Source organism: Streptomyces calidiresistens, assembly GCF_014141525.1.
Lineage (GTDB): Bacteria > Actinomycetota > Actinomycetes > Streptomycetales > Streptomycetaceae > Streptomyces > Streptomyces calidiresistens.
Genome location: NZ_VKHS01000803.1, coordinates 1 through 2,367, shown reverse-complemented (window position 1 = coordinate 2,367; position 2,367 = coordinate 1). Strand labels below are relative to the sequence as shown.

Genomic DNA, 2,367 nt, shown 5'->3' with positions numbered 1-2,367 from the left:
GCCCCCGCGGTCCGCCGCCCCGGGACACCGGCCCGTGACCATCCGCTTCCGCCCGGTGCCGGGCCGGAGCGGGGCCTCGCCGCCGGCCGAAATTCTTCCCTCCTTTCCGCGTCCCACTGCTCGCCGAACGCCCGAATGTGTGCATATGGTGAGACAAATGCGTTCCGACGATGTGCTGACCGCCGTGGAGACCGGCCTGTGGCAGTGGGATCACGCCACGGGCCTGATCACGTTGGACGCCGTCGCGGCCCGGCTGATGGGGCTACCGCCCCGCTCCACCACCCTCAGTGAATCCGCCATGCGCGCCCGCGTGCACGTCGAGGACTGGATCGACCTGCACCGCGTCGCCGGCATGGCCGCCGCCGAGAACCGCACCGCCGAGGTCCGCTTCCGCGTCCTGGCCCGCAACGGCAGCGTCCGCCGCACCCTGCGGGCCCGCATCCACTCCGAGGGCGACAGCGGCGACTTCGCCCTCAGCGGCCTCATCGAGGAGGTGGACGGCGACCGCTCCGAGGAGGGCCGCCGCTCCGGCGACTGGAGACTGTCCCGCGAGGCCTTCCTCCTCGACGCCGGACGCGCCCTGGCCGAGGCCCGCACCACCGGCGAGGTCCTGCGCGTCGCCGGCCGCCTCGCCCTGCCCGGCTTCACCCCCAACGGTCTGGCCGTCTTCGGCGTCGAGGGCGAACGCCTGCGCGTCCTCGGGTATCACGGCTACCCCGTGGAAACCCCCGAGGACGAGGCCCGCGTCAAACGCCTCTTCCGGCTCACCGTCGGCTCCGACTACCCCGCCGCCGAGGCCATCCGCACCGGCCGCGCCCTGTACATCCGCTCCCCCGCCGAATACGAACGACGCTTCCCCGAGGCCTGGCAGGTCATCCGCGGCTTCGGCCGCAAGGCCTGGGCCTACCTCCCGCTCACCGCCGGCGGCCGAACCATCGGCGCATGGCTCGCCGGCTTCCCCCACCGCGTCTCCTTCACCCCCGACGAACGATCGGTACTCACCACCGTGGCACGCATGCTCGCGCAGGCTCTCGCCCGGACCCACACCCTCGAGTCCGAGCGGGAACTCTCCGCCGACCTCCAACACACCATGGCCCCCCTCGGCAACCCCGAGGTCCCCGGTGTGCAGATCACCACCCGCTACGTCCCCACCGGGGGCGGACTCCAGATCGGAGGCGACTGGTACGACGTCATCCCCCTGCCATCCGGCCGGGTCGCCCTCGTCATCGGCGACGTCCAGGGCCACGACGTCCGGGCGGCGGCGATCATGGCGCAACTGCGCATCGCGCTGCGCGCCTACGCCTCCGAGGGCCACCGGCCCGACGCCGTCCTCTCCCGCGCCTCCCGCTTCCTCGCCGGGGTCGCCACGGGCACCGACGCCCGCTTCGCCACCTGCCTCTACCTGGAGGCCGACCCGCGCACCGGCACCCTCGACGTCGCCCGCGCCGGCCACCCCGACCTGGCCGTCCGACTACCCGACGGCTCCACCACCCTGCGCCCCACCGCCGGCGGCCCCCCGCTCGGCGTCCTCGACGAATGGGCCTACCCCACCACCCGCATCTCCCTCCAGCCGGAGGAGGTGCTGTTGATGTGCACCGACGGCCTGCTGGAGACCGGCGGCCACGACCTGCACACCGGCTGGATACGCCTGCGGGCCGTCCTGGAGAACCACTCCGCCGACGACCTGGAGAAACTCGCCGACTCCATCGTCCAGGCCGTCCACGGACCACCCTCGCACCGACTGACCGGCCCGCTCACCGACCGCCGCGAGGACGACATCGCCCTGGTGATGCTCCGCCGCCCCGCCCCCGTCGGCGCCGGCGCGCTGCGCCGCACCGTGCTCTCCGTCGCCCAGGCCGAACCGGCCCGCATCGCCGAGGCCCGCCGCCAACTCGCCGGCCTGCTCCGCGACTGGTCCGACCCCGAACAGATCGACGGGGCGGTGCTCATGCTCTCCGAGATGCTGGCCAACGTCCTCGTGCACACCGACAGCGACGCCATGGTGGTCGCCGAACTGAGCGGACCGATGGGCGAACGCCTGCTGCGGGTCGAGGTCACCGACACCAGCGACGAACTGCCCCACCGCCGCGAACCCGGCGAGCTGGCCTCCTCGGGACGGGGGCTGCTGCTCATGGAGTGCCTCTCCGACGCCTGGGGCGTGGACCCGCGCGGCGACGGCAAGACCACCTGGTTCGAACTCGGCGAACCCGCCCGCCCCGCCCCGACGGCCGAGGGGGCCGCCGGCGCCGGTGCCGGGGCCGGTGCCGCGACGGAACACACCTCGGAACGGTGGGACCCGGCGATCGCGACCCACGTGCCGGACACCCCCCGGGCCACCCGGGTGGCCGGCGACCTCCCCGGTGACCC

Annotated in this window: 1 protein-coding gene; it reads left to right on the top strand. The window is 74.1% G+C overall.

Annotated features, from left to right (window positions below):
* Window positions 1-157: 157 nt before the first annotated feature.
* The coding region (locus FOE67_RS22920) for an ATP-binding SpoIIE family protein phosphatase (RefSeq protein WP_182666742.1) at window positions 158-2,367 on the top strand (2,210 nt) is incomplete at its 3' end.